Raw genomic sequence first — 24,971 nt, forward strand, 5'->3', positions numbered from 1 at the left:
CTTAGAAATTTAATGCAAACGTTTTTAAAATGGTGTGAGATGGGATGATATAAATATTGTTATCGCCAAAGCCTTTTGAAACCAGCAGCCCGATAAACATTCCGTTATCATCGATTACTGCCGCGCCGGAATCTCCTTCTTCTGCCGGCGAGACAAGAGTGGCCCTGAACATGCCAAATAAGGTTTTTGTTATACCATAGTTGTAACCGATATCAACAATAACGTTCAGGTCTTCCAGTTTGCCGGTAAGTAAACTGTTTGTTTTAGCACCCCATAATCTGATGCGCCTGTTGCGTAAATCGTTTCTTACTTTATTATCGCCGGTATCAAACACACCCGTGATGGATATGCCATGAATATTGTTTTGTATATTGACATTTAATTCAATCAAAGCGGCATCAATAAAAAAATCCAGTCTTGCTTCTGACAATGCTCCAATGACTGCATTTCCATTGAAAATTGTTGCGGGTTGTACAATGTTGTTGTTTGCCGGTACAGAAGTTTCATCAACAGCATAAATGCCTGATGCCAGCAGATCATCACAGGCTACGTGATAATTGGTAAGGAGATATTCGGTATTCTTTTTCTTTAACACAATGCCCGCAGTGCCAAAAACATTCACACCTTTTCTTGAGATAGAATTACTTAAACCGCAAGCTTCGGATTTTTGTACCTGCAGTACATCTGTTGGAATGGAAAAGCCTTTATACACTACTTCAGCAGGCACCTGTACCAATGACTTGTCATTCTTAGCGGCAACATACACCGTAATGGTATAATAGCCAAGTGTTACATTATCTTTTCGTTTTACAGTAGCACTTATACCATTAAAATCAATTCCCTTTGCTTTGAATGATGTATAACAGTGCAGTATGGCTTCAGACACCAATTCGTTCTGTTCGTCTGCATTGAGGCTAAAATAATTCCTGCCTGGCAGTACGAACCCATTTACTGCAAAGCCACCACTCCAGTAATAATAACCATCTTCAGCTTTGTACCAGGTATTGATACCGTCCAGGTATTTACCAAACAATACGTCAATAACTTCTACCGCATCGCCACCGTTAATAAACCCAACAGGAAGCGCATTATTGGAAGCATCTGTTCTTTTATACAATGGATATGTGGCAATCAGTTTCATTGGTTACCCTCTTATGATTTGCCCGTCAGTCGTTGTGCCGGGTACAGATGGCGGATTTGTTACGGCAGCATTACTACTTCCGGATGTTGGCGGTTTTGTTCCTGTTTCCCGAAGCTTTATAAATTTATTGAGCAGATCGAACCAGAACGGCGCACCCAGCGAAATGGCAAGCGCAGTTATGAGCCAACCAAACAACATTTCATACCACGGGCCCTGGTACGGATTTTTACCGCATACATAGCAGTTTTTAAGACAATCATCTCTTAGCTTTTGCCATTTTAATTTTTCAAGGCTGTCTTTTGCACCGGCGATGTGTGTATCAATTTTTGCCTGTACAATCTTACATGTAGTATCTAAAGAATCTGCTTTGCTGCAACCCCAGCCAAGCCCCATGATGTTTTGCACTTTCTCTGCATCTGACAACAGGGTTTTGTATTGTGCCAGCAACAATGAATCGTAAGATGCATTAAGCTGCAACTGCAGGCTATTGATTACAACCGTATCATTTTGTGTTGCTGAATCTTTTTGTATATGGATGTTTACATTCACATTCAATGAATCTGTTTGTGCTTTTGCCTGCTTTTGTTCCTGGATCATTTTACCGTAAGCATCTGCACTGGCTATGGCCATTTGCACCATTTGCTCTCGTGCATCTTTATCGTTCATTAAAATCCGGGAAATTGCTATAGCATCAATATTAAACGCCGCGGCCATTATAAAACCAAGTATTACCAGTAAAGTCTGTATCTGTTTTTTGTACCAGCCATTGGCACGCTGCATGGTTTCATTGAACCAATTCTCCAGCTTTGCCCTGAATACATACACATCCTGCCGTGCATCTGCAAAAAGGTTTTGAAACTGTGACAGAGTTTCCGGTTGCAGGTTGAGCAAGTTATTTTCGAGCGCATTTTTTACAAGCAGCGCTTCATTTGCTGTACTGCCATCATAAGTGTGGCCGCGCAATAACTGCAGCATTGTTTGTGAAAATGTTTGCGGGTTGAGGTAAGATGGCTTACTTGCAACATCGTTTTCTGCCAGGTATTTTACGGAGGGGTGATCGTAAAATTTTTTGAGCAACCCTGCCGGTTTTTTGCCTTTGAACAGTTTACTGAGCTCTTCTACCCGTTCATGAAAGAATGCCTGTATTTTATTGCCTTTAAAACCGGGATCATCTTTGAGCATTCTTTCCATTGCCCTGAACAATGTGTTGGCGCGCAGGTTAAACCACCTTGAGATGATCTCCTGTATGATCGTCATGAGCAGGCTATAGAGCAAAAAAACAAATACCAGCCCTATTACTACATCTAATACCACATTATTGAACATGTTGGTTGATTTTACAGGTTAAATATAGTGCAGCCTTCAGTTGTTGTCAACCGATAAAGAACTGTATTTGCTATGGTGTTTTCCCGGTTATGCTATGTGATTTTTCACACCGCTGTCAGCAATGCTGCTGTACAGTTAAGTTATAAAGAGTTTCTTAGAACAGGAAGACATAAAAAAGGTGATACACTTATTACTACAAAAAACGTAAGGATTTTGGTATGCCGGACTGATGGTTGCAACCAACCCAAAAAACACGGCTCTTAAACGGAGCTGGTAAACCGCTACGCCACAGTTGCCATAAAAACGGAACGATGAACCGAGCGTGGCAACAGGTGATGCCATAAAAATCTGCTGCTGGTACCCAAATAAAAAACCCGTTATTGCTAACGGGCTTGTATAAAATCTACTATTGAAATACTGCTGTTATTTCTTTCCCTGGTTTTTGCCTTTGAGATCCTGCAGCTTTTTTTGCGATTCCTGCATTTGCTCAAAGCGTTCCTGGAATTTGCTTTTCTTCTTAGGTTCTTTGCGTTTTTGCTGAATGTCTGCAAGAATCTTGTCGTGATCGATAATGTAGTGCTGAATGACGTATTGTATACCGAGCGTGATGAGGTTAGACACCGTGTAGTACCATGTTAACGCCGATGGCAACCTGTTAAACACAAACAATAATATGAAAGGGAAAATATATGGCATGTACTTCATGGCAGGGTTATCCTGCTGCGGCGTCATGGCCATGTTGTATATGGAGATGAGGAAGCTGGTTAGTACAGCGGTAAGTGTAAACAGGCTGATGTGGTCTCCAAATGCCGGAATAGTAAAAGGCAGCTTTGCAATAACATCGTACGAAGAAAGATCCGGTGACCACAGGAAGCTTTCTCCACGTAATTCTATATTGCTGCTAAAGAAACTGTAGAGGGAAAAGAATATTGGTATTTGCAGCAGTGCAGGCATACAGCCACCCAATGGGTTTACGCCGGCTTCGCGAAAGAGTTTCATCTGCTCCATACCAAAACCCTGCTGATCGCTGCCGTATTTTTTCTTTAACTCGTCTATTTCCGGGCGCAGCGCTTTCATCTTCGCGCCACTTACGTAACTTTTATATGTAAGCGGAGATGTAACGAGCCTGATAAACAACGTAAGCAAAGCAATGGCCCAGCCGTAGTGGCCGATAAAACCAACAATAAAGTTGAATACCGGCATTATTATCCACTTGTTGATATACTTGACAAAGGAGAAAATACCGCTGCCGAGATCAACAATCTCTTCCATACCATTATTGTACTTGTTGAGTACATTGTAATCGTTGGGGCCGTAGTAAACCTGTAGCGGTATGGTAGCCTGTGCGCCGGCAGCCTGCAATTTCATAGCAGCGCCTGCATTAAATAATTCTTTCAGGGTATCGGGCTGCACGGTCATTTGCGCATTGCCCGAAGTAAATTTACTTTTTGCAATAATGGTACTGTTGAAGAACTGCTGTTTGAACCCAACCCAGTTTACAGAACGCTCAAATGTATTATTTATGCCTGTTGTGGCTCTTTCAAAATCGTATCCATCTTCATCATGAAATACAAGGCGTGACTGCTCTTTCTCGTACGTGTTCGAAATCTGTTCCTGGTGCATTTGAATGTTCCAGTTAAGATTAAGCTGGTTTTGCTGCAACAGCCTGTCTGCGCCATTGAGCGTTATGTTCCAGTCGATCATGTAGTCGTTTGGCCTTATTACAAACTGGTGCACAATGCTTTTACCTGCAGCATCGTTCAGCGTATAACTGATCACCTGCGCACCGTCGTTGGTTTTACTTACCTGGCCGTCTGTAAAAAACAGGGAAGATGTTTCGGCACTCTGTCCGGCGGCCGTATTAATGGTATAACCGAGTTTGTCGTTTTTGCCGCCGGCAATAATAACGTTGTGGGTACTATCGAGCGATTTGTAGTTTTTAAGTTCAACACTTTTAACCACACCCCCTTTATTGGAGAAAGTTGCTTTTATAACTTCATTCTCAATTACGGTTAGTTTTTCAACACCGGCAGCAGCATTTTGAAAATTTCCTGCCGCACTTATTCTGGAAGCGGAATCTCTTGCAACGGAATCTTTATAGGCGGCTGCTCTTTGGTCGGGGGTTATTTTAGCGGCGTCTGCTTTGGCGGTACTGTCTGCAATCCTTTTCTTTTCTACCGCCAGTGCCTGCTGTTGCCTGTTTGTATACCAGAAGAAAGTAAAAAACAAAACACCCAGCAAAATCATACCTATTACGGTATTTCTGTCCATGTTCATATTTCTCAAAAATTGAGCGGCAAAGGTAGGGATTGCAGCGGGATTGCCATTTTTGCTTTTATGAAAAGTGAAAATTTAAGAAGAATGATGAGCCCGGCATTTGAACATGCATGAAGCACCTGTTGCGTCGCACTCTTGTACTTCCTGTTCGCCACGCAGCACTACCAGCGTAGCAACAAGAATCTTTTTCCTGCGGCAAAACCTGCTTTTAGTTAGCCTTGTCTTAGTATAAACTTTATGTACACTGTCCTATCGCTAAGAAAGGTAATATTAAAAATATTTGTACTATTATATTCATTCCCCGCCATATAAAAAGCGATTGTGAGATCACAACCGCTTAACCATAACTAACTGCTTGTTAGCGAAAACGACGCTTTTTATAATTAGATCACTTTTTTTAAACTTCTTCAACTCCAAAAGCGGGTACAGATAAATTTACATTGATTACTCTTTATAAATATACGCAAACGATTGAGCAAACCCAATTAAATATCTGCATTGTTTAAATGTGTTGTATTTGCCGTAAATATTCATGGCGTTTGAGCACTTACATTTGCAGCCTATGGGACAAAAAAAGCTTATCAGGTTTGCAGAAATCAAGCATTTTCCTAACGTATTAGAACTGCCGGAAAATGCCGGCGGCAACTGGGCCATATTTTTCAAAAACAATAATCCGGTTACACTGGAGCTGGCCTGCGGCAAGGGTGAATATGCGGTTGGCCTGGGCCGGTTGTACCCCAAGAGGAACTTTATTGGTATAGATATAAAAGGAAACCGCATCTGGAAAGGCGCCAAAACCGCGATGGAAGAAGGACTGACCAATGTTGCTTTTTTGCGTACGCAGATAGACCGGGTAGACCAGTATTTCAACAAAGACGAAGTGGCAGAAATATGGATCACTTTCCCAGACCCTCAACTGCGCCTCTCGAGGATGAAAAAACGGCTTACGCATCCCCGGTTTTTACGGTTATACCAGCAGTTTTTACAACCTGGTGGCGTCATTAACCTGAAAACCGATAGCCCGGATCTTTACAACTTTACGAAAACAGTTATAACACTTTACGGGCTTGAGTTGTTAGAAGACTATGATAATGTATACACACAACAGCAAATAAACGCAGAACTGCAAATAAAAACCCATTACGAAGGGTTGGATATTGCTCAAAGCAATCGTGTACATTATTTAAAATTCAGGCTTGATACACCGCTTGATAAAGAAAAAGATAACATCTTAAAACAAATGATCTGTGGAGAAAAAACTGATTGAAGGTGTACACTATTATTTTAGTGACGACGGGTTAATGGTTTTTACCAGGCAATACCACCTGGAGCGTGGTAATTGTTGCGGTAACGGCTGTATGAATTGCCCATATAATTATATGTCTGTTGCCGAACCCCGCAGAACCCAACTGATAAAAGAGAAAAAAAACCGTGGTACTGCTCAATAACGACTGCATGTAAAAATTTTTGGTAATGAAAAAAGCCACTACCGGAAAGGTTTCCGCAAAACAAATAACCACGAAAGAATACAGTTTTTTCGAAGATGTATGGGCCGTGGTGCGGAAAGTGCCAAAGGGAAGAGTAACAACATACGGGGCCATAGCCAACTATCTTGGCACCAAACTTTCTGCAAGAATGGTTGGCTGGGCCATGAATGGCGCCGCTAAAGCAAAACCAAAAGTACCGGCACAGCGGGTGGTAAACCGTAACGGCATGCTTTCAGGAAAAATGCATTTTGAAACACCTTCCCGCATGCAGGAGTTGCTGGAAAAAGAAGGGGTTAGGGTTGAAAATGATAAAGTAACAGGTTTCCGGGAATTGTTCTGGGATCCTTTAAAAGAGTTAGGGTTGTAGTCGTTCTCAGGCAGTATTAATATGGTTGAGCGGCCTTTTTTATCCTAAACTGCAGCTATTGCCTGTGCTGTAACAGGTACTGTTCTTTTTCCTCTTCTACATCATTGATTACCTGCTGCAGGTGGTAGGTAAGCTTTAGTTCATCTATAGTATGTAATGTTTGTTGCAGCAGCAAAGAAGTGTTCCACATTTTATTTTTGAATAGCTGTGGCTGAAATTTCTTTAACCCCAGCAAATAATAGGCTTTGTCTTCTACCGGGCTTACTACAACATCATAAGTATTGAGGTTATTAAACGCCTGTATGATATGTATGGTTTCTGATTCAATGCTGTCGCTTCCAATCATTACCACCCGTGTATACCCCATGCTAAAAACAGTTTCAAAAGCGTTGGTAATAATTTCTCCTCTACCCCGGCCTCTTTGCAGTCTTTTAATATAGTTGCCCTTTAGCCAAACATCATCATTGTCTGCGTTGGCTTTTAAAAACAAAAACTTATCTGCATTCAGTTCACTTGTTATACGCCGGGTATGCTGCAGCAACTGCCTGCGTATAAGCGAATTTTCCTGGTTAGTGATCATATCTATACTGCCCGTTTTAACCCGGCAGATGATTGGATCATGCACCAATATAATTAAGGCAGCCTTCATAGTTCTGTTATAGATTAAATAAGCCGGCATTTCGCTGCATGAAAATTTTTACCGGCTGCTGATTTTATCATTTTTAAGCCGGGCCAACTGTGTGTAATAATTCTTCAGGCCATTGGCCGGGTAATTTATATTTGCCGCATGTCTGCAGAAAAAATCATAGGAGACTGGAAGAAAAAAAACTTTAAACCGGTTTACTGGCTGGAAGGTGATGAACCTTATTACATAGATATGGTGGTTAATTTTGCCGAACACCATATTCTTACAGAAAGCGAAGCTGGTTTTAATCTTACCATTTTTTACGGCAGGGATGCAGACTGGCCTTCTGTGGTAAATGCCTGTATGCGCTACCCGATGTTTGCTGAAAAACAGGTTGTGCTACTAAAAGAGGCGCAACATATGAAAGATATCGACAAACTGGAAGGCTACGTGAGCAAGCCTCTTTCTTCCACCATTTTTGTAATTGCCTACAAAGACAAAAAACTTGATGGAAGAACGAAGTTTAATAAAGTGATCAAAGAAAAGGGCGAACTGTTTACTACCAAAAAATTATATGATAACCAGTTGCCGGAGTGGACAAGCCAGATGATCAGCTCTCATGGGCTAACAATAAGTGCCAAAGCGCTTACACTTTTGGTTGACCATATCGGCAATGACCTGAACAGGCTGCAGAACGAGGTTGAGAAACTTTCAGTAAATCTTGCAACGCGCAAAAATATTACTGAAGAAGATATTGAAACCTATATTGGCATAAGTAAAGAGTTTAACGTATTTGAGTTGCAGGATGCTATTGCACAAAAGAACCTGGCAAAAGCTATTCGTATTATACAATACTTTGCCGCCAACCCCAAAGCGGGACCTATACAATTACTATTACCAACCTTGTATAGCTACTTTAGCAAGATCTATACAATTTATGGAATGGACAATAAAAGCGAGCAATCATTATTCAGCCTTTTCAGGAACAATTTTGCAGTAAAGGCGGCGCAGCTTGCCATGAGCAACTATGGGTACGAAGGTGTAGAGAGAATAATATTGCTGTTGCACCAATACAACCTTAGAAGCATTGGTATAAACGATGGTGGCACAGATGATGCGGACCTTATGAAAGAAATGGTTGTTAAGATGATGCACTAACCAGATCGCTTAAGCCGCCATAACAACAGGAAGTACAAGTGAGTGACACAACAGGTGATGCCATAATAACCTATTGCCGGCTACATAAAAAAACGCCCTGCAAAAGAGGGCGTTTTTAGTTACATAAAGTGAACGTTATATTTTAAAACCAGCTTCCGGTAAAACGCTTGTCAAGATTTTGATCGCGTAGTTTTCTTTCTCTTCTTTTTCTTGCCATCCTATGCCGGATAGAAGTAACAATAATCATTGGTATAAACAGTACTGTAAGCGGCGGTATACCCATAAAGCTTATCCATTTACCACCATACATGCGGCGCATTGGACGGCGCAAACGCTCGGCTATAAGATACATACTTGGAACAATAATCAGGGTCATAAAGAATGCAAACGCAAGACCAAAAATAATTGTCCATGCCAGTGGTTTCCAGAATACGGCATTGTCGCCACCGAAGAAGATTTTGGGATCAAGGTTTTCAAACATGGATATAAAATCAATGTTAAACCCTACAGCCAGTGGTATAAGTGCGAGGATGGCAGCAAGTGCTGTAAGCAATACAGGAATGATACGGGTTTTACCAGCCTGTATAGCAGCCTCGCGTGTTTTGAGGCCACGACTGCGCAACTCATCTGTAAATTCTATTACCAGGATACCATTCTTAACCACGATACCGGCCAGGCCTACAATGCCCATACCAACCATTACAGAAGAGATCGTCATACCTGTAAACACAAAGCCAAACAATACACCAATGATACTGAAAACAATTTCTGTAAGAATGATCACAGACTTACTAACCGAATTGAACTGTAATACCAGTATAAAAAGGATAAGCATTAATGCAATAAGCAAAGCCTTACCCAGGAAAGCTACCGTTTCTGCCTGTTGCTCGCTTTCACCTGTTTGCGCTATTGTAACGCTTTCGGGTTTCTGTTTAAACCTGGCTATGTGCTGCCCGATTACCTGGTTAACCCCTGTTGGTGTATAGCCATTTAACACATTCGACCTGATGGTGATGGTTCGCTTTTCATTTTTTCTTTTAACGCTGCCCAGCGTGCTTGTATAATCTACTTTTACAAGTGAACTGATCGGTATACTTTTTACTGCGCCGCCACTGGCCATATCCCTGAAGGCAATATTCATATTGAGCAATTCGGTAAGGCTCTTACGCTGCATCTTTTCGTTCCTCAGCTGTATTTTGTATTCATCATCTTCATCTTTGATCTTGGAAACTTCACGGCCAAACAATGCTGTTCGTATTTCCATACCAATCTGGTAGGTAGAAACGCCTTCCCGCAATGCTCTTTCCCTGTCGACGGTAAGTGTTATTTCGGGATTGGTAAGGTCTACATCTATTTTGAGCTCTTCCACACCGGGCACCTGGATAGAATCGAGGTAATCTTTAAGCGCAACAGATGTTTTTATAAGATCATCAAAGTCATCACTTACCACTTCTATATTGATTGGCGGATCTGTAGGCGGACCGTTTTGCTCCTGGCTAACAGAAATTTCTGCACCGGGAATACCTTTCAGCACCTGCCTGATAGAATCCAGGTATGGCTCTGTAGATACGCCGTTGCGTTTTGCATATTCTACAAATGACACCTGTATGCGGCCCAGCTCAGGATGCGTGCTTCTGTCTCCGCTCATCGGGTCACTGGCACCTACTGCAATATTGGTGATCACGCTTTCGACAACCGGGTTCTTTTTACCGTTTTGTATACCCAAAACCTGGTTTACACGGCCTTCCAGCATCTTGGTTACAGAATCTGTATAGTCAACAGAAGTGCCCACCGGCAGTTTTAGGTAAACGAATATCTGGTTAGGCGCGCCGGACGGGAAAAATTCAATCTGTGTTCTGCCACTGGATACAGATGCACTGATACTCATTACAGAAACAATGAGCAATGCTACTGTACCCACCAATAACCACACCGGTCTCCAGCCTTTTAATGCCCACCGCAAAAGGCTTTCATAGTGACCCATGATCCACGGCAACGCTTTGTTTTGGAAACGGTGAATCAAACCATCCAATACAAACCTGTTTAATAAAACAAGCAGGGTGATAAAGATGAGCAGGTTACCCCAGAATGGTGCGCCAATCACATCAAACAAAATACCAAGTATAAGCGCAGCCCATAAACCCGGTTTCTTAAAGATGGCAGATTTAGGTTCTCTTTTGTCTCCCTCTTCATGGTTCATAAAATCTACCGCGAATACCGGGTTCATAATAAACGCTACAATAAGAGACGCGGTAAGCGTAAAGATGAGCATGGTAGGCAGGTAGATCATAAACTTACCAATCAAACCCGGCCAGAACAACAATGGAAAGAAAGGGGCCAGTGTGGTAAGTGTACCGGCAAGTACCGGTATAAACACCTCACCTGCGGCCATTTTAGCTGAAATAGCAGACGAGATCTTTCCCTTGCCTTCCATAAAAATGCGGTGTGTGTTCTCAATTACCACAATAGCGTCATCTACAATTATACCCAGGCCAAACAACAATGCAAAAAGTACAATGAAGTTGAGCGTTACATGAGAGCCCACAATAAGGTCTGCAGCAGGCAAAAAGAGAAACGCCACAAACATACTCAGCGGTACAGAGAGTGCCACAAAGAATGCGTTTACCACGCCCATAAAAAACATAAGAATGATCAGCACCAGCACAAACCCGATAACGATAGAGTTTACCAGGTCGTTAAAAGATGTTTGCGTTGCTATACTGGTATCGCCTGTTATAACAAGATCCAGGTTTTTCGGAAATTCTTCCTTCAGCGCATCCACCACCTTTTTTACATCGTCTGTGGTTTCTATCAGGTTTTCGCCTGAGCGTTTAATAATGTTGAGGGTAATTACATTTTTACCATCCAGCCGCGCATAACTTTCATTCTCTTTTACGGTATCTTTTATAGTAGCTATATCTTTCAGGTAAACCGGGCCGCCGGTAAAGTTGCGCACCAGTATCTTTTCAATATCAAAAGATGTTTTAAGCTGGCCTTTTAACTGCATGTTGCGTTTCATGGTGCCAACATCTAAAAGACCTCCCGATATGTCAACGTTTTCTCTCGCTATTGCATTGGCAATATCATCGAAAGTTACACCAGCTGCCTGCATCCTGTAATTATCAACGTTTACCTGGAACTCTCTCTCCGGCGCACCTACAATATCTACACGGTTTAACTGTGGCAGTTCTTCCAGTTTATCTTTTGCATCATCGGCAAATTTTTTCAGCCTTATTTTATCATAGTCTCCGCTGATATTTACATACATGATGGGTTGCTCAGAAAAACTCACCTCGAGCACATTTGGTTCCTGCGTAAGATCTGTCGGCAGATCTGCTTTTGCTTTGTCTACCGCATCTTTCACTTTCTGCAGTGCAACGTCTGTTTTTACATCTGTACTAAACTCTACAACGATGGCAGAAAAATCCTGCTGAGAGGTACTTGTTTCTTTATTGATCTTGGCACCGGTTATGCCTTTGATCTGTTTTTCTATGGGCCTTGTAACAAGGTTCTCGATATCTTTTGGAGAGTTACCTACATAAATTGTTTGTACATAAATAGTAGGTATAACAATATCAGGATACTGCTCTTTGGGAAGCGTTAAGAATTGATAAATGCCCGCCAGACTCACGAAGATCATCATGAGGTAGATAGACGTTTTATTATTGATACTCCACGAGGTGGGCTTAAACTGTTTGAACTTCCCTGTAAAATTTTCTAATGCGCTCATAGCATTGCTTTTGAATATTATTTGGTCGTCTGTATCTCTTTATTTGGCACCGGTTGTGTCACTCACTTGTACGGTATCACTTTATGCAGCAACGATACTGCGTATGCATGCTTCATCAAATACCTGGTATAGCGCTACAGTATTGACGCAGTCAGGTTTATACCACAACAACAAATGTCAAAATACCTGACGTTAAACCTGGTTGCAGCACTACCACGCCGGTTGCCTGTGGCGAGTACCATTCTGCAGTACAAGAGTGCGACGCAACCAAAGCTGAATAGTAGTAATGCAGACGGGTACATGCTTACTTATTGCTGTGCTGCAGTTGTTAACAACTGCCCGTCGTACACACCCTGGTAACCATAAGTGATCAGTTGCTCACCGGCCTGCAACCCTGACTTTATCTCTATTTTATCTCCGTACAGCTGGCCGATTTCAACAGGTCTTTTTTTAGCCACAAGTTTGCCGCCTTCATTCACCGCAACCATTACAAATTTTCCTTTTTCATCTGTCTGCAACGTGTTTACAGGTGCGGTAATGGCATTGCTTGCTGCGTAGTCCTGTATCTTAACAAGTGCTACCTGGTTAGGCCTTAAATTGTTATCTGCAGGCAGTTTTGCATCTACATAAAAAGAGCGGCTGTTGGGGTCAATCACCTTGCCCGAAACCGATATCTTGCTGTTGAATGTTTTGTTGATATCAGGAAGGTTTACTATTACATTGCTGCCATTGTTTACATTTTCTACATAATTCTCGGGAACCTGAGTGGTAACCTTTAGGCGGCTATTGTTTACAATCCTTATCTGCGGGTTCATGGCGTTGCCGCTAAAGAATTCACCCACCCGAATGTTCACCACATCTGCCACGCCTGATACATCTGCAATTACATTGGCCATACTCATTTGCTCTTTCAATGTTGCAATCTGATCATTTACCTGGTCAACATTTTGTTGTGCCTGTACCAACTGCAGTTCTGTACCAATCTGCTGATTCCAAAGGTTTTTCTGGCGGCGCAACAGGTCTTCGGCATATTTCAACTGTGTTTGTGCCTGCTGTAAATTTTTCTGGTAAATGGCATCATCAAGCTTTAACAGCAACTGGCCTTTTTTAACGTTATCGCCTTGCTTTACATATACTGCTTTTACCAGGCCACCCTGGCCGTTGCGTGGTGCCACATAAGATATATCGTCTGATGTTACTGTACCCTGCAGATCTATATAGTGAATAAAATTTTCTGCCTTAACATCTGATACCGTTACCAGCTTTGTTTTCTCTGGTTTTGCGGATGGGTCAATTTTAACGATTTCTGCCTCGAGTGCAGTTATCTCGTCAGTAATTTTCTGTTGTTCTTTTTTTAGTTCTTCCAGCTTTGCTTTTTTGGCTGCCACATCTCCACCTTTGCCGGAATCACTTTTTGCCCCGCATGAAGCCAGGAAAAGAAAGGCGCTTAATGAGCAGATGTTTACAATCTTTCGCATATAGTTGTCTTTAAGAATTCTTGATTAGTTTAGTTTACCTGTTGCTTTCTGATAATCCACTTTTGCTATAATGGCATTGTACAGTGCGTTGATATAATTATTTTGCGCTACCCTCAGGTCGGTTTGTGCATTGGTTATTTCGGTTGTGCTTCCTGTACCCACTTCAAACTTTTTCTTTGCCTGCTCATATACTTTTTCTGCCAGTGCTATATTCTTTTTCTGAAAATCGAGTGTGTTGATGGCATTGCGGTAGTTGTTGGTCGCTTCTGCTACTTCTTTATCGATGGATATTTTCAGGTAATCCATCTGGTCATTTGACCGCTGCAGATCAAGTCTTGCCTTTTCAAGATCAGACCGGCGCTGAAACCCATCAAACAATGAAAAGTTGAGATTGATGCCAACATAAGACGTGGTGAACCAATCGCCCTTACCAAATATGTCAAACTTTGTTCTTTGTGCCTGCTTGCTGAAGCTGCCGTTTAAGCTGAGCGTAGGTAATGCTGCCAGTTTATACCGTTTGATATTGTATTCGTTCAGGCGCTTACCGATTTCTGCATACTGAAATTCTACGCGGCTGGCGTAGTTGTAACCATCCTCGGTTAGTAAACCATCTTTTATTTCTTCATCGGTTACGCTGTCTGTCAGCACCAGAGAATCCTGGGGAGGCATACCGATCAGCAGTTTAAGGCCGAGATAACCGTTTGCCACCTGGTTTTCTGCCGATTGCTTTTCTGTAATAAGGTTAGCCAGTTGTACAGAAGCTTTGTCGACATCCAGCTTTTCTGCAAAACCGTTTTTAAAAAGTTCATTGGCATCGTGCTCAAGCCTGGTAAGTCTGTCAATGTTCGCATCGATCTGCGCAATCTGTGTTTTACTTGCCACAAGCTGGTAATATACTTTGTAAATATTCGATTTTACATTTTCCAATACCACGTCTATATTTTTCTCATAAAAATCGATGGCTGCCTTTCTTGCCTGCAGGCCTACAAATACCTGGCCGTCGAAAACAACCTGCTGAAGAGCCACAGCTGCATTAGCATTGTACTTGGTACCAAATGTTACCGGAACAAATGTACCCGCCGGCTGACCAATGATCTCGCCGGGTAATAAGCTTACCGGCAGTTTCAGGTAGTCTGTTATATTGCCGCTTACATTAAGCTTCGGCAATGCAGCAGAGGTTACACCCCTGTTGGTTTGCTCCTGCTGTTTAAGATCTGTGATAGCATTTTTTACCTGCAGATTATTTTTAGACGCAAACTCTACACATTGTTTTACACTAAATGCATAGGTAGATATTATTGTATCCTTGTTTGGTTGCGCATTTGCTATGCCGGCAATCATCAACAGGCTTATTATACATCCTATTCTTAGGTTCATACTGCTAGTGATTTATTTTTTTGTCTTTGCTGAATGTATTTTTCGATCAGTTTTTTGCCTTTTGGTGTTGTAATTCCATGGAGGTAGAGAAAATAAATTTCATTGGAAACCTGCAGCGGGTTGTATTTACCAAAAGGGTAAGTTTCCTGGCTAAAAGCAAGGAACGAACTTTCAAGACGAAACCTCGATACGATGTCGATATCAAAATCGCTCCTGTACAGTTCTTCCTGTATACCGCGCTGTATATTTTTTCTAACAATATCCAGCAGAAAACTGTTCTTGTGTTTTTTAAATTTTTCGAATGTGCTGGGGTAAAACTTTTCAAGGTCAAAGAGTATCTGCGGGTTAAGACTTTCCACCACTTCTTCCATGCATTCCATATCCAGGAAAAGTTCCTCAATAGCATTTTGAGATTCATGCATTTGTCTTACGCACTCGTTGTGCATATAATCCATTTCCTTCTGCATCACCGCTTCTACCAGGCTGTCTTTATCTTCAAAAAACTGGTACACTGTCTTTTTACTGATGCCCAATTGCCCCGCTATTTCGTCCATTGTAACAGAACGAAACCCGTAACGCATAAAAAGTTCCCTGGCCTTTTGCTGTATTCTTTCTTTCATTTCCATAATCACGATATAAAAAAGCGGCACAAAACTATGGAAACTTTTTTTGTAATCAGCGTTTCCGGGGTGACTTTTTTTGTTTCCCTGTATAAATGGATGCGTAAACGGATTAATGGAAAACACTGTGTGCTCTGTTGAATTATGCTTTACTTTATCTTTTTAAACATATTATATGTCTGATTGGAAACACCGCTTTTATGAGTCTTTTCACTGGAAAAACCTCTTGCAATATTTTTTCCAGGGCCTTGTAATCCTTGCTCCGTTAGGTATAACGATCTATGCCGTGTGGTGGCTGTTTTATACAGTAGATAACATTTTACCCAATATAATTCATGGCATTTTCCCAAAGCTTTTACCGCCTGATGGCGAAGGAGAATTGCGCAGGATTCCCGGCCTCGGCTTTATAGTGGCGGTGTTGATCGTATTATTTGTAGGCCGCGTTTCCTCTTCTTTTTTTATGAGCAAACTGGTAGACCTGCTCGATGGCATGCTGGAAAGAACGCCGGGAATAAAATTTATCTACAAATCAGTAAAGGATTTTCTGGAAGCTTTTACCGGAAACAAAAGAAAATTTGACAAGCCTGTATTGGCAAATGTAGACGGCCCCGATATCTGGCGTGTTGGCTTTATTACGCAGGAAAGCAGTGTCAATTTCGAACTTTCAGATCATGTAGTGGTTTATATTCCCTTATCTTATGCCATAACCGGTGTCACCTACCTGGTTCCCAAAAGCAAGATCAGGTTACTCACCCACCTTAGCTCTGCAGAGGCCATGAAATTTGCAGTGTCTGGTGGCGTATCAGAAGTGGAAGGACAATAATGAGCCCGGCATTGGTACGTTGTGGCATCGCCTGTTGCGTCGCACTCTTGTACTGCATCACACCAGGCAGCACTTTGGGCACTGTTTTAAAACCAATAAACAAAGCAGCTCATAACCATAGGCCCTAATACCTGAATCTGCTGCTTACTACCAGGTCTTTACTGCCAGGTGTATAAGTATAAAAACCTTCGCCGCTTTTTACACCAAGTTTACCGGCCATTACCATATTAACCAGCAAAGGGCATGGCGCATATTTAGGATTACCAAATCCTTCATATAAAACATTTAAAATACTCAGGCACACGTCCAGGCCTATAAAATCTGCCAGTTGCAAAGGACCCATCGGGTGTGCCATTCCCAGCTTCATAATGGTATCTATTGATGCTACACCGGCAATGCCTTCGTACAAACTGCATATAGCTTCATTAATCATTGGCATCAGTATCTTATTGGCTATAAAGCCCGGGTAATCATTTACTACGCAGGGCACTTTGCCTAATTGCCTGCTCAATTCAACAATAGTATCTGTAACAGAATTATCCGTGGCATAGCCATTAATAATTTCTACCAGCTTCATTACCGGTACAGGGTTCATAAAGTGCATACCAATTACCTTTCCGGGTCGTTTGGTTACCGCTGCAATCTTTGTAATAGAAATTGATGAAGTATTGGAAGCCAGTATAGCACCTGCAGGTGCAGCTTCATCCAACTGCCTGAAAATTTTCAGCTTCAGCTCTGTATTTTCTGTGGCAGCTTCTACTACCAGATCGGCATCCTTTACACCCCCGGCTAAGTCATCGCAGGTTTTGATATGCTGTAGTGCATCTGCCTTTTGCGCTTCTGTAACGGTGCCTTTGCTAACCTGGCGGTCTAAATTTTTTGTTATGGTCTGCAACGCCTTCTCCAGCTGTGCGGTATTTACATCTACCAGCGTTACTGCAAAACCGCTTTGTGCAAAAACATGCGCAATACCATTACCCATTGTGCCGGCGCCGATTACAGATACATTTTTCATATACAGGCATTTTTATTGAAATTGTTGTTGCAAGGCTTATTTGTAAAGCGCTGCAAAATAACAGTTTTAGCAACATGTACATGAACGCTTAGAAATAAAAACTAACGATTGATTGCATTATCATTCGCGGCTTTCATGAGGACTGCCGTTAAGCAATTGTGTTTGACTGCTATTACAGTATCGTTGTTGCCAAATGTTATATGGTACAAGAGTGCGACGCAACAGGCGATGCTACAAGGGGTGCTGCCTGGCTCATCACATAAATAAACCGGCCACTCCACAAGTTTTGCACAATGTTTGCGCACCCTTTCGGTCGCTGCAGTTATGATCATTAATTTTACAATATGCTACAGTTAGACCTTTTTGCAGCGGTTGCTGCGCCTGAAGAAACAAAAAGCGCTGAAAAAAAAGCTGTGGAAGCTGTGGTGGAAGATATAAAAGCGGAACAGCACGCAGATGCTGAAACGGCCATGGTGTTTGTTGAAAGCGAAGAACCGGTGGCTACAGCGCAGGAAACTGTTGCAGACACGCCACGGACCGCAGCTGGCAAACGGGGCAGAAAATCTTTCAAAGAAATGGATGCTGACATTGTAATGGTGGATGTACCGGCTGACGAAGTGCTTTTTCAAAAACAATATTATGCCATAAGCGAAGTTGCTAAATGGTTTCACGTAAACCCATCGCTGCTGCGGTACTGGGAAGCTGAGTTTACTGTTTTAAAGCCGCGCAAAACCCGTAAAGGGGACCGCCTGTTCAGACCAGAGGATGTAAAAAACCTTCAACTGATCTATTACCTGCTGCGCCAACGCAAATTTTCGATTGAAGGGGCGAGACAATACATGAAAGACAACCGCAAAAAGGCCGATGCACAGATGCAACTGATCCAATCTTTAACAAAATTCAGGGCATTTCTTTTGGAATGGAAAGCTAATTTAGGCGTATGAGAAAAATTGCTGTTACCGTTTTAATCATGCTTGGCCTTATAACCGTGCTTTCTACAAATGCACAGGTACGTAATTACGAAGTAAGTACAGACGCTGAAAACAATACGAAAGTTTTAAAAGGTATTATTTCGAGAAATGACATTCAAAACGATACAGCTTTTAAGTGGTTTAACGATAACATGAAGTACGGGCAGGCTGATGCCGCCGCTGTGGCTGCTTTTAAGAAACATGCGCAGGATATACAGCTTGTTGTATTTGGCGGCACCTGGTGCGAAGACAGCCAAAACCTGTTGCCCGTATTTTACCGCCTGGTAGACAAAAGTGGTTTTCCTGACAGCTCCATTACCCTCATTGGTCTTGACCGGCGCAAAACAACTTTATATAATCTTCACAAGGTCTTTAACGTTACAAAGGCACCTACATTTATTGTTATGCATCAAGGAAAGGAAATTGGCCGGGTAGAGGAGTATGGAAAACTGGGACAGGTTGATAAGGAGTTAGGCGAAATTGTTGCTGCTACACAATAGTGCTATTGCTTTTGTGTAACAACTACATCTGTATTTGCCGCAGCCAGTTCTATGTTGTGGCTGGCAAGCAAATCAATAATAGCAAAATTTATTTCTTCTCTTAGTGCATTGAATTCTGTAATGGTTTGCGCCATTGTGGTGAAAAACTCAATTGTAATAACATGCGCATTTTTACCGGTATCGCTCAGGAATACGGTGCTGCTTTCTATACTGTTGTTTTGCAATAAAGCTTTTACTGCAGCTATCGCTGCTTTCAACCGGCTGCTTTCTGCAGATAAACCAATCTCCAGTTTGATCTCTACGCGCCTTTGTGATCGAAGTGTAATATTATCGAGGATTGTATCTACCATTTGTTTATTGGGAACGGTGATATATGTTTTATGGTCTGTCCGTATGCGTGTGCTACGTAAACCGATTCTTTCGACATTCCCGGTAAAGCCTTGTACTTTTACAAGATCTCCTGTAGTAAAAGGTTTATCAAAAAAAATAATGAAAGATGCAATCAGGTTTTCGAGACTTTCTTTTGTTGCAAGTGCCACTGCAGCGCCCACAATGCTAAGGCCGGTAACCAGTTTGCCAATATCGTAATGAAAAGTAAACCGTAAAATGAGCAGCACGCCCATAATGTACAATACCACGCGGAAAAAATCCCTGAAAAAAACAACGAGTTGATTATCGCTTTGGTCTGCTGTGAGGTTAGCCTTTTCTTCCAGTATGAGCGCAGAATATTTGACAACGCGGATGCACAAACGTATAAAGGTTACAATAATGGCAAGACTGGCAATACCATCTAACAGATCTCTTGTTGTTACTTTATAAACCTTAAACTGAAGTGCTGTGGGCAACGTTAGTTTATCGAGCGCAATAACGATGAAAAAAGTTATGATAAAAGCATCGAGCGGTGCCACAATGAGTTCGACGAAAGATTTTTTGCGCGAATTTTTTTCCCTCTTTGTAAAAAGCCTGAACATTAATGCTGCCAGGTAGCGCGACAAAATACGCTTGCTGATAAGTGCGAGCAATATAGCGCCGAATACCTCAATATATAGTTGTAAGGTATTGTCAAGAAATTGTAGCTGAAGAATTTCCTTCATGTTATTTCGTACTATAAAGAAATAGACCCTGGTTGTTTAATACAAAAAACCTGTTGAGTTGTTGTTGTATCTTTACGGCATTCAATAATGCTGCGCCGGCAGGCACTTGCTGTTGCGCAAAGGTAGCCACATTATAATTTTGAAGGCAACAGCTGTCTAATCCACGAAGCACATTACGGTTTACACTTACATCTTTCCATCCGGTAACATCAACACGTTTTTTAAATGCACCATAGTAGTCAAAAATAGTCCAGCCTTTTTTTGTGTCGTATAAATACAGCGCACCATCGGTATCTGTTATGTATTGGGGGTTGTACTCGTAAGCAAAAAGTATTCTCAGGTCCGGCGATTCCAGCAGTACCGTACCATTGTCATCAACCTTTTTGATTTTACCGTTCAACTCATCAAACACCCAATAATTATTATCGTAACTCTGTGCAACCGCTTTGGCCTGCATTATACCGGCATTGCGAAGATCAATGGTATTGCGCACGTTTAAGAACCGATCCAGGATTACAATGGTTGTAAAATCCCTGTAGTAAACCAATATTTTTAATGGATTCGTTACATCTAGTTTATAGATATCCCCATACCGGCGAATGTCGTTAAAAACCCCTGCGGAGTCGAACTGCTGGTTTAGTTTTTTTACCTGGTTGTTGAGAGATACAAGAAACACATTGCCAAAATTATCAGCGTAAAAATCTTTATAGTTGCCAGGCAGGTGCTTTTCTTTTACCAGTTGCAATGCTGTATCATTACCCGTTGCGTGTACAGATAATGCGATGAAACAAGTTACAAATAAGCATACTAATCTTCCCATTTTTTCAGGTGTAGTTCGGTGCCGTCGAAACAGGCGTACGTAAAATCCCTGATCCAGTCGCCCAGGTTAATGTACCTGCTGTGCGCATTCAAAGGAAAGTCCAGGGGAAAGTGACGGTGCCCGAAAATAAAATAATCAAAATGTTCTTTTGACAGGATCTGCCGGCAAAAGATAATAAGCCATTCTTTTGCTTCACCAAGAAAAATCTTATCACTCTGCATGGTTTTCACCCTGCTTTTACCGCTAAAATAATTTGCCAGCCCAATGCCCCAGGTGGGATGTAACTGGCCAAATAGCCACTGGCAAAAACGGCTACGGAAAACTTTTTTCAGCATTTTGTACTTATGATCACCGGGACCAAGGCCATCGCCGTGGCCAAGGTAGAAACGCTTTCCGTTCCATTCAAAAATCTTGGGCTCATAATAGACCGGAATGTTCAGCTCCTGCTCAAAATAGCCTGCCATCCACATGTCATGGTTACCTACAAAAAAATGCACCGGAATACCACTGTCTGTGATCTCTGCAAGCTTCCCCAAAATTCTTACATAACCTTTTGGTACAACCGTTTTGTATTCGTACCAAAAATCAAACATATCTCCCAGCAAAAAAATTACAGCGGCATCTTTACGTGCAGCTTCAAGAAAGGCAACGATTTTTTTTTCGCGTACCAGGCTACCCGCATAGTCAGGTATCCCAAGATGGAAATCTGAGAGAAAATATATCTTTTTACCTTCCGGAAGATTCATTGCTATTGTTTGAGTTTCTCCTGTACGTATTGCATTACATCACCGGAAGCAATAACAGGCCTGCCACTTACATCGCCGTTGTACCAGTAAACCCATGCGTTTTTGATGTCTCCGTTGTCAGTAAAAATAGTGGTCATCTCCCTCCTGAAAAGGATTTCTTCACCTTCGTCTTCTTCAGGAAATAAACCTTCGTATTCATCGAGCTGTTCCATGGCCCACGTAAATTCTTCTTCATGCTGTATTACATATAACTCACCTATAATATAATGTTCTTCATCGCATGGCGTTGCAGCCGGGTAATCTCCCATATCGCTCAGCGTGCCGCGTATCTTCCCGGTACTCACAAACGAAAAATATTTACTGATGTATTCATGCGCAGCATGGTGAAAACCTTTGCGCAGCGATCCGTATACGAATAAATGATGTTGATCTTGTTTCATAAAAGCGTGTATAAGCTTATCGTTCAAGCAAAAAACAAAACACCTCTTTTGGCCCGTGCACACCAACCACCAGTGTTTTTTCTATGTCGGCAGTTCTGCTTGGTCCCGTTGCCAAAGTTATAAGAGATGGCAGTTGTTCCTGTTTTTCTTTTATGCCGGTAATGGCGTCTTTAATATCGTACACAAGCTGATCTGTATAAGCAATACAAATGTGCACCGGCGCATACACACTTACTGTTCTGCCACTCTGCTGAGCACTGCTCAGTAAAATACTGCCGGTTCTTGCCACCAGGTACTCGCAGTCTGTTATAGCCGCATCGCAACCGGCAAGATCAGCGGTATAGTCGATAGCAAAGGCATTTTGTAGCAGTAAAGATTTTAGTGCGCTCTCGTTGCAGTAAATGTTTTTCCAGTTACGGTGTTGCAGCAACTGCGCAAGCTGGGCTGCTAATTCTGTTTCGTTCTGGCAGTAAGAAAACCGGCCCTGCAGTTTTGAAAAATTTTCTGCAAACTCCACTTCCGGCTCTTGTACAGCGGGTGTAAAAAGACTTTCATTTCCTTCACTTTGTGGAAATGGAACAGGCACTGGTGTTGCCAATGCCTGTCTTATTTTCTTCAGTATTTTTTCTTTTGAAGCGGATACTTTCATTGTATTTGTTTCTGCTTAAAAGACCATATATTTTATAATGAGCCCGGCTGCAGTACTGCTATTGATCTTCCGTTGCGTCGCACTCTTGTACTGTAGTGCTATCAGCAGCTTTTTGCTGCGCTACTCTGTACTTCATACCTTTTAACAGGCCGGTAACCTGGAATTGTTGCATAAAGCTTTAACTGTACAAGTGAGTGACACAACAGGCGATGACCAAAGAACTAAAAGCCGGTATAATAATAATTAGCCTTCTGCTTTCATTGGAGGTACAGATAAACCACTGTCATACGGTGGTACACCTTCGCTTACGGCACCAGAACCTGTGTGGTGTTCATCTTTACCATCCTCATCTACATCGAGCAACTTCTTATCGCCAAACGGGCGTTTCCCGATCAGCGCTTCCACATCACTCTGGAACAACACTTCTTTTTTCAATAGTTGCTGTGCCAGTTTTTCTACTTCAACCCTTCTTTCGGTTAGCAGTGCTTTTGTTCTTTCGTATGCTGCATCAATCAGCTTTCTCACTTCTTCATCTATCAGTTTGCCCGTTTCTTCGCTGTAAGGTTTGGTAAACGAATTTTCCTGTGAAGGATCGTAGAAACTGATGTTACCAACCTTGTCGTTCATGCCATATACGGTGATCATTGAATAAGCCATGCGTGTAATCTGCTGCAGATCGTTTGATGCACCGGTTGATATTTTACCAAAGAAAATTTCTTCGCTTGCACGGCCGCCGAGCGTCATACAAATCTGGTCGATGAGCTGGTCTGTGTTGTACAGGTATTGCTCTTTCGGTGTGTATTGGGCATACCCAAGCGCTGCTGTACCACGCGGTACGATTGTTACTTTCAGCAAGGGATAAGCATGCTCCAGGAACCAACCACATATCGCGTGGCCAGCCTCGTGGTAAGCAATAATTTCCTTTTCCTCGGGGAGAATGATCTTATTTTTCTTTTCCAGCCCACCGATTACGCGGTCAATAGCATCCTGGAAATCGCTCATATCTACCGCATCTTTCCCCTTTCTTGCGGCAATTAGTGCAGCCTCGTTACAAACGTTGGCTATATCTGCGCCTGCAAAACCCGGGGTTTGCTCAGCAAGTTTATGAATATCGAGTGTCTGCGAAATTTTGATAGGTTTCAGATGCACCTTAAAGATTGCTTCTCGCCCTTTTACATCTGGTTTATCGATAGATATCTGCCTGTCGAAACGGCCCGGGCGAAGCAATGCACTATCCAACACATCGGGCCTGTTGGTAGCGGCAAGAATGATGATTCCTGCATCGCCTGCAAAACCATCCATTTCCACCAATAACTGGTTCAATGTATTCTCACGCTCATCATTACTCATGATGGCATTACGGCCACGTGCACGGCCAATAGCATCAATCTCATCTATAAAGATGATACATGGTGCTTTTTCTCTTGCCTGTTTAAAAAGATCTCTTACACGGCTGGCACCCACACCCACAAACATTTCCACGAAATCGCTACCGCTAAGGCTAAAAAACGGTACTTGTGCTTCACCAGCCATTGCTTTTGCAAGCAATGTTTTACCTGTACCGGGGGGGCCGATCAATAACGCACCTTTTGGTATTTTACCGCCAAGTGATGTGTATTTTTTGGGGCTTTTCAGAAAGTCCACGATTTCCATTACTTCTACTTTGGCCTCATCCAAACCTGCAACATCAGCAAAAGTGATGTTTACCTTAGTTCCTTTATCAAAAAGCTGAGCTTTCGATTTACCGATGCTGAATATGCCACCTGCGCCGCCACCACCGGCGGGGCCACCTACTTTACGCATCAGCAACACCCACAGGCCTACAAAGAACAGTACCGTAAGTATTGTTTGTGCAATCGGCCCAAGCCACTCACCTTCTGTAATAGCAGGAGCAGGAACTTCGGGAACTTCCGGGTGTGTTTTATAAAAATCATCGAGTGTTTTATTGAAGCTTTCCCAATCTGTAACCTGGAATTCGAAGAGCGGACTACTGTAATTAGCAGGCAGTTCTTTCTTCAGTTTGTTCTTATAGTAAGGTTTGCTTAGACTTTCCTGTTTGATATAAACCCTTACAATTTCTTTGTTTTTTACCAGGTCTATTTTTTTTACATCATTTTGCGCAAGCATTGAATCTTTAAAAACCTGGAGCGAAATATCTGCAGATGATGTGGAATTTGTTTGTAAAAGCTGGTAACCCAGAAGAATTACTGCTATAAGTGCATATACCCAATAAATACTAAAACGTGGAGGCTTTTTAGATCCTCTGTCATCGCTTCCCCTTCCTGAAAACAAGGGCTTTTGTTTATTATCTTCCTGTGCCATGTTAT

The 24,971-nt window shown here is 42.1% G+C and carries 22 protein-coding genes; 7 read left to right on the plus strand and 15 right to left on the minus strand.

The window, feature by feature from the left end:
* Window position 1: 1 nt before the first annotated feature.
* The 3 genes from I5907_RS04725 to yidC form a co-directional block, all read right to left on the minus strand.
* On the minus strand, window positions 2-1,141 hold the full coding sequence (locus tag I5907_RS04725; RefSeq protein ID WP_196989571.1) for a hypothetical protein: 1,140 nt from the start codon (window positions 1,139-1,141) through the stop codon (window positions 2-4).
* A 3-nt stretch (window positions 1,142-1,144) separates the two neighbouring features.
* Window positions 1,145-2,467 (minus strand): hypothetical protein, encoded by a 1,323-nt coding sequence (locus I5907_RS04730; RefSeq protein ID WP_196989572.1) that lies wholly within the window; start codon window positions 2,465-2,467, stop codon window positions 1,145-1,147.
* A 423-nt stretch (window positions 2,468-2,890) separates the two neighbouring features.
* Window positions 2,891-4,744 carry a membrane protein insertase YidC gene (gene yidC, locus I5907_RS04735; protein ID WP_196989573.1) on the minus strand — a complete coding sequence of 618 codons (1,854 nt, stop codon included), beginning with the start codon at window positions 4,742-4,744 and terminating at the stop codon, window positions 2,891-2,893.
* 562 nt (window positions 4,745-5,306) lie between these two features.
* Here yidC and trmB point away from each other — a divergent pair.
* From trmB to I5907_RS04750, 3 genes are read left to right on the plus strand one after another with little or no spacing between them, the layout of a single operon-like run.
* Window positions 5,307-6,011 carry a tRNA (guanosine(46)-N7)-methyltransferase TrmB gene (gene trmB / locus I5907_RS04740; protein WP_196989574.1) on the plus strand — a complete coding sequence of 235 codons (705 nt, stop codon included), beginning with the start codon at window positions 5,307-5,309 and terminating at the stop codon, window positions 6,009-6,011.
* On the plus strand, window positions 5,992-6,192 hold the full coding sequence (locus I5907_RS04745; RefSeq protein ID WP_196989575.1) for a DUF5522 domain-containing protein: 201 nt from the start codon (window positions 5,992-5,994) through the stop codon (window positions 6,190-6,192). The genes trmB and I5907_RS04745 overlap by 20 nt, the downstream gene beginning before the upstream one ends.
* Window positions 6,193-6,217: 25 nt before the next feature.
* Complete coding sequence (locus I5907_RS04750) at window positions 6,218-6,598, plus strand: MGMT family protein (protein WP_196989576.1); 381 nt, start codon at window positions 6,218-6,220, stop codon at window positions 6,596-6,598.
* Between the two features lie 55 nt (window positions 6,599-6,653).
* Here the strand turns inward: I5907_RS04750 and I5907_RS04755 are convergent, their stop codons facing one another.
* Window positions 6,654-7,247, minus strand: a complete 594-nt coding sequence (locus tag I5907_RS04755) for a TIGR04282 family arsenosugar biosynthesis glycosyltransferase (protein WP_196989577.1) — start codon at window positions 7,245-7,247, stop codon at window positions 6,654-6,656.
* Window positions 7,248-7,385: 138 nt separating this feature from the next.
* Here I5907_RS04755 and holA point away from each other — a divergent pair, with 138 nt between their 5' ends.
* Window positions 7,386-8,381, plus strand: coding sequence for a DNA polymerase III subunit delta (gene holA, locus I5907_RS04760; RefSeq protein WP_196989578.1), 996 nt, complete (start codon window positions 7,386-7,388; stop codon window positions 8,379-8,381).
* Between the two features lie 142 nt (window positions 8,382-8,523).
* On the opposite strand, the gene I5907_RS04765 is transcribed toward holA, so the two are convergent.
* From I5907_RS04765 to I5907_RS04780, 4 genes are all read right to left on the minus strand, one after another.
* Window positions 8,524-12,111, minus strand: a complete 3,588-nt coding sequence (locus tag I5907_RS04765; RefSeq protein WP_196989579.1) for an efflux RND transporter permease subunit — start codon at window positions 12,109-12,111, stop codon at window positions 8,524-8,526.
* A gap of 308 nt (window positions 12,112-12,419) precedes the next feature.
* The gene (locus I5907_RS04770) at window positions 12,420-13,589 is read right to left on the minus strand and encodes an efflux RND transporter periplasmic adaptor subunit (protein ID WP_196989580.1); all 1,170 of its coding nucleotides are present in this window, start codon (window positions 13,587-13,589) and stop codon (window positions 12,420-12,422) included.
* 24 nt (window positions 13,590-13,613) lie between these two features.
* Window positions 13,614-14,966: a TolC family protein gene (locus I5907_RS04775; RefSeq protein ID WP_196989581.1), complete on the minus strand. Its 1,353-nt coding sequence runs from the start codon at window positions 14,964-14,966 to the stop codon at window positions 13,614-13,616.
* Window positions 14,963-15,592, minus strand: a complete 630-nt coding sequence (locus tag I5907_RS04780; RefSeq protein WP_196989582.1) for a TetR/AcrR family transcriptional regulator — start codon at window positions 15,590-15,592, stop codon at window positions 14,963-14,965. The genes I5907_RS04775 and I5907_RS04780 overlap by 4 nt, the downstream gene beginning before the upstream one ends.
* A gap of 169 nt (window positions 15,593-15,761) precedes the next feature.
* Here I5907_RS04780 and I5907_RS04785 point away from each other — a divergent pair, with 169 nt between their 5' ends.
* A complete protein-coding gene (locus I5907_RS04785; RefSeq protein ID WP_196989583.1) occupies window positions 15,762-16,409 on the plus strand; it encodes a DUF502 domain-containing protein in 648 nt (215 codons plus the stop codon).
* Window positions 16,410-16,533: 124 nt separating this feature from the next.
* Here the strand turns inward: I5907_RS04785 and I5907_RS04790 are convergent, their stop codons facing one another.
* A complete protein-coding gene (locus tag I5907_RS04790; RefSeq protein ID WP_196989584.1) occupies window positions 16,534-17,424 on the minus strand; it encodes a 3-hydroxyacyl-CoA dehydrogenase family protein in 891 nt (296 codons plus the stop codon).
* Window positions 17,425-17,768: 344 nt separating this feature from the next.
* Between I5907_RS04790 and I5907_RS04795 the strand changes: the two genes are divergently transcribed.
* Together I5907_RS04795 and I5907_RS04800 are read left to right on the plus strand one after the other, a co-directional pair.
* A complete protein-coding gene (locus tag I5907_RS04795; RefSeq protein WP_196989585.1) occupies window positions 17,769-18,368 on the plus strand; it encodes a MerR family transcriptional regulator in 600 nt (199 codons plus the stop codon).
* Window positions 18,365-18,895, plus strand: coding sequence for a thioredoxin family protein (locus I5907_RS04800; RefSeq protein WP_196989586.1), 531 nt, complete (start codon window positions 18,365-18,367; stop codon window positions 18,893-18,895). Before I5907_RS04795 ends, I5907_RS04800 begins: the two co-directional genes overlap by 4 nt.
* Window positions 18,896-18,897: 2 nt before the next feature.
* On the opposite strand, the gene I5907_RS04805 is transcribed toward I5907_RS04800, so the two are convergent.
* From I5907_RS04805 to ftsH, 6 genes are all read right to left on the minus strand, one after another.
* Window positions 18,898-19,989, minus strand: a complete 1,092-nt coding sequence (locus I5907_RS04805) for a mechanosensitive ion channel family protein (RefSeq protein ID WP_196989587.1) — start codon at window positions 19,987-19,989, stop codon at window positions 18,898-18,900.
* A gap of 1 nt (window position 19,990) precedes the next feature.
* The gene (locus tag I5907_RS04810) at window positions 19,991-20,809 is read right to left on the minus strand and encodes a hypothetical protein (RefSeq protein WP_196989588.1); all 819 of its coding nucleotides are present in this window, start codon (window positions 20,807-20,809) and stop codon (window positions 19,991-19,993) included.
* Window positions 20,797-21,555, minus strand: a complete 759-nt coding sequence (locus I5907_RS04815) for a UDP-2,3-diacylglucosamine diphosphatase (RefSeq protein WP_196989589.1) — start codon at window positions 21,553-21,555, stop codon at window positions 20,797-20,799. Before I5907_RS04815 ends, I5907_RS04810 begins: the two co-directional genes overlap by 13 nt.
* 2 nt (window positions 21,556-21,557) lie before the next feature.
* Window positions 21,558-21,995, minus strand: a complete 438-nt coding sequence (locus tag I5907_RS04820; protein ID WP_196989590.1) for a gamma-glutamylcyclotransferase family protein — start codon at window positions 21,993-21,995, stop codon at window positions 21,558-21,560.
* A 16-nt stretch (window positions 21,996-22,011) separates the two neighbouring features.
* Entirely contained in the window at window positions 22,012-22,644 is a 633-nt protein-coding gene (locus I5907_RS04825) for a LutC/YkgG family protein (RefSeq protein WP_196989591.1), read from the minus strand.
* Between the two features lie 243 nt (window positions 22,645-22,887).
* Window positions 22,888-24,966 (minus strand): ATP-dependent zinc metalloprotease FtsH, encoded by a 2,079-nt coding sequence (gene ftsH / locus I5907_RS04830; protein WP_196989592.1) that lies wholly within the window; start codon window positions 24,964-24,966, stop codon window positions 22,888-22,890.
* Window positions 24,967-24,971 lie beyond the last annotated feature (5 nt).

Source organism: Panacibacter microcysteis (assembly GCF_015831355.1).
GTDB lineage: Bacteria > Bacteroidota > Bacteroidia > Chitinophagales > Chitinophagaceae > Panacibacter > Panacibacter microcysteis.